Here is a 4,011-nt window from a genome sequence, read left to right as displayed (position 1 = left end):
TCTCCCCACCTCCCTACCTCCCATCTCCTCAAGCGCGACGTTTCATTGGAAAAATCGGCTGTTTTAACACTTGCTCATAGAGTTCTTCCAATTGAGCGATGTTGCGACTGAGAGTGTATCTTTCCACGATTCTGGCTCTGGCATTTCGACCTAAACTAGAGGTGAAATCCTTGTGGTCACGTAATAGAGGTAACAAAGTTTGTAACTCTGTTTTGACTCGTTGAGGGTTAACAACTATGCCAGCGCCCCCTTCTAAAACTTCGCCATCTGCGCCGACATCTGTGGCGACACAAGCTACACCACAAGCCATCGCTTCCAACAAAGACAAGGAAAGACCTTCAGCTAAGGAAGGAAGAATGAAAACATCTGACCCTCGCAGGATGTCAATTCGGCGCTCTTCATCAGCGACAAATCCCAACCAAATAATGCCAGACTCCGAATCATAAAACGGTTCTAAAGATGTTCTTAAAGGCCCATCGCCGACAATTAGTAGTTTGCAATCTGGCCCCATGTTGGCCTTTTGCCAAGCTCTAAGTAAAGCTTCGACATTTTTTTCCGGGGCTATTCGGCCTTGATAAAGAAAAATACGCTTAGCATTAAACTGAGATTTCAGGTTAGAAGTTCCGGGAGAGTATTTAGTTTCATCTACTCCGTTGGGAATTACAGCTACCTGTGAGGGGGAAACACCCATGCGGGCGAGTAACTCCCGTTGAATCTCAGAAAAGACTATGACGCGATCGTAGTTTGCTAAAAAAGGTGAATATAGTTGATAAGCCAGATATTGAGTTCCCGATTTAAGTTTGGCTCCTTTACGAGCATAAGGAGTATGGAAAGTTGCCACTAACGGCAAATTTAACTCCTGACAGATTTCTGGAAGTACAAAATCTAAAGGAGACAGAGTGAGAGATGCGTGTACTATGTCCGGTTTTAAATCCCGCAGCGAATCAATCAAAATTTTTCTTGATTGTAATGTGGGGATAGTGTAAACCTGGGACTTGTATAAAAAGGGCAGGGAAACTTCTTGATATTGCGGCCATTTGTCTTGGTCGGATTCTTCGACTGCAAAATGCAGGAAACTAATCTTATGTTTACCCATTAAAGCATTAGTAATTTCCCGACTGTAGGTGACATTGCCACAAAAGGGTGTTTTTTTTCCCAACCAAGCGATGTGAAGCTGACTCATTCAGGTTTTGCCAACTGCTAAAAAGCCACAAGCTAACTACGACATTTGTTAACTCAAAAGTCAAGAGTTTGTTAGGGATGACCTATAAATTCCGACTTGTGAACTTTGGTAGTTGGTAGTTGGTAGTTGGAAGAACCCATTACCTATTACCCATTACCTGTTACCCAATGACGTTGTTAGCACTCTTTGTTAAATTGTGTGTTTGTGTGAGAGCTAGTGTTGCAACTATACCAGGTAAATAGCCCTCCTGCGATCGCAGCGGCAGCTAAAGTTAGAAAAACTGCTTTTAAACCGAAAAAGGTTTCTGCCACACCAGCTAAAGCCAAGGGTAAACTCATGGCAATATTAATGGCGTTGTTCTGCAATCCAAATACTTTACCACGCATTTCTGAGGGAGTTTCCCTTTGAATCGTGGTTTGCATTGGTACTGCCACTAAAGCGCCAAAGGTTCCCATAATCATTACTAGTAATAACACCAGCCACAAATCATGGGGAAGTAAAGCCAAACCAGTTAAAGCTGCTGCGACTCCCAAAGAACCGCATAAACTCAAGAGAGTGTGGGATAATCTTTGACCAAAGTGCCCCAAAAGTGCGGAGCCTATTCCAATTCCCACTCCGCCAGCCGACATTAAAAAACCGAACTGCGAAGGTTTTAAGCCAGGAATTAATTCAGCAAGGCGCACTGCTAAAACTGAGAGGGCGGCAAATACAGAAAATAAGATAATTAATTGTAAAAGGGCGCTCCGAACTCGCTTTTCATGGCTCAGATAACGCCATCCTTCCTTTAAGTCTGCGAGAACGTGGGGTGCTTCGTGGTCTTGTGGGTTGACTTTTTCATGAGTTTTCAACCAGATTAGCAGTAAACCTGCGATCGCATAAGACCCACCAACCAACAATTCTTTCCCAATATTTCCCTCGCCACCCAAGTTTATCCATAAAGTATCAGCCAGTGCTAACAGTGGTTCTCCCACAGCAAAACCAATCACCACCAGCGCCATCATTGTAGTTGTATACAGCGAGTTGGCTGATAATAAATGGCGACGTTCGACAATCATCGGAATGGCGGCTTGTTCTGCGGGGGCAAAAAACTGGGTGAGTGTGGAAACTAGGAAAGTCACCAGTAACAAGATACAAAAACCTGCTGGCAAACTAGCTATCGGCATCCAACCTTGAGATAACCAAAGCAAAGCGGGTAAAGCCAGCACCAAGATACCGCGAAATATATTTGTGGATACTAATACTGTACGCTTCGACCAGCGATCGACAAATACACCCGCCAACGAACTAAACAACACAGCGGGAATCGTAAAAGCCATCATAATCGCTGATACCCAAGCACTGATTGTCTGACTCCCAACTTGAAATTGAGTATCTATCAGCGCAATCATCAGCACCAAATAAACCTTATCCGCCAGTTGGGAAAAAACTTGACCACTCCAAAGAGCCAAAAAATTACGATTTTTTAGAACAGGAATAAAACCAACCGAAGATTCTTCCTCTTCCTCTATTTCCGTAGTTTTTTCCGCTGTCGGGGCGGATTTTGTGGTTAAATCTTCTGCTGCGAGTCCAGATTTATCTGCTAAACCCGCCCTTACAGAAGAAGCTGACGGAATCAACCCATTATTTCCCGGAGCCACAACTTGCTGATTAGAATTTAAGGATTTACCAGAGGCGGGAATTAGAGTTTCCGACGCTAAGAAGTCCTTTAAGTCTCCCTTTGTTTGCATCTGAGTCTCTTCTTTCCCATTCTGTGGTTTCCCATTTTCATTCTGCTGTTCCAGCTTGCCCGATTGTGGTTTAGCCTGGGACGAAGTAGCATAACTTGGCATTATTAATGTTTCTCTATCAGAATCAAACCATTCCATGATTTATCAAGAGGAAGTGGACAGGGAGTTTAAATAAGTATCCATCAAAACGGCTGAACGAATCAGCCTGCCAAAATGATATTGACTATACTGGCGTAAAACTTTTTCTACAGATAGCCAGTTAGGTTGGTGAAAAAACCCGTCACCTGCATTTTCGGCAACTGGCGGTAGTTCAGGATTCGCTAAATGCTGAAATAAAGACAATTCGCTAGCTGAAAGTTGAGCATCTATTTTAGGAATCTCCTTTTGTTGAATTACAGTTCTAGGGATTGGGTAATTTCTTCCCTGCTCAAGAGCTTCCCTGTTCCCCTGCTTTTCTCTGCCTTGGGCCCTTAATCGAGCTAATGCTAGTAAATTGACTATACCTCCAGCCGCATTACTAAAACCGACTCGCCATTCAGAGGTTTGCCAGTCTGGTGTCAGAGGTTGCTGAGTTAGGCAACAAAGGCGGACTTGGGGAGCTATTCCAGCGAGAGCTAAAGTATGAAATATCGCATGAGCAAGATACGCTAAGACAATTAAAGACCGATTTACGGTAATTTTAGGTATTTGCTCAATGCGTCTCAGGTGTTCTGTCAATAAACAAAACAGTTCTTCTTGGGGTTGTTCGCTCAAGGCGTGGCAAAGTACTAGTTCTGCTAGGTATTGACTAGCTGAGAGTTTCAGCAGATTATCACCTAGCTTAGGATAGGTTTCTACAGTTTCGGCTTGAGTTATTTTATCTAGCGATCGACCATTGGCAATCAATAATTCATTCACCACAAACAACTCACTCCTACCACCTAGCTTTGAGTGATGCTTCCGCGCCCCAGGCGCTACTGCCTGAATTAAGCCAAACTCCCTTGTCAAAATCGTTAACAAGCGGTCTGTCTCACCTAAAGGCATACTCTTAAGATTTATACCAGTTGCTTTATACGTTCTACTCATTACTAGGGACTGGTGATTGGGGACTGGGGACTGGGG

Annotated in this window: 3 protein-coding genes; all 3 read right to left on the bottom strand. The window is 43.7% G+C overall.

What is annotated here, in order from left to right; translation table 11 throughout:
• Positions 1–28 precede the first annotated feature (28 nt).
• Positions 29–1,183 carry a glycosyltransferase family 4 protein gene (locus tag IQ264_RS31730; RefSeq protein WP_193986605.1) on the bottom strand — a complete coding sequence of 385 codons (1,155 nt, stop codon included), beginning with the start codon at positions 1,181–1,183 and terminating at the stop codon, positions 29–31.
• Between the two features lie 176 nt (positions 1,184–1,359).
• Complete coding sequence (locus IQ264_RS31725) at positions 1,360–3,048, bottom strand: MFS transporter (protein WP_228061965.1); 1,689 nt, start codon at positions 3,046–3,048, stop codon at positions 1,360–1,362.
• 6 nt (positions 3,049–3,054) lie between these two features.
• Positions 3,055–4,011 (bottom strand): DNA repair protein RecO (gene recO, locus IQ264_RS31720; protein WP_322744845.1); only part of this gene is annotated, 957 nt, incomplete at its 5' end.

It is taken from the genome of [Phormidium] sp. LEGE 05292 (assembly GCF_015207735.1).
Taxonomy (GTDB): domain Bacteria; phylum Cyanobacteriota; class Cyanobacteriia; order Cyanobacteriales; family Aerosakkonemataceae; genus Floridanema.
The sequence above is the reverse complement of the archived record's forward strand: the minus strand, read 5'-3'. Positions and strand labels throughout refer to the sequence as shown.

Bases quoted from the DNA above. Each gene is read 5' to 3' on its own strand.
- IQ264_RS31730 (WP_193986605.1), bottom strand. From the start codon at position 1,183: ATGAGTCAGCTTCACATCGCTTGGTTGGGAAAAAAAACACCCTTTTGT.
- IQ264_RS31725 (WP_228061965.1), bottom strand. From the start codon at position 3,048: ATGGAATGGTTTGATTCTGATAGAGAAACATTAATAATGCCAAGTTAT.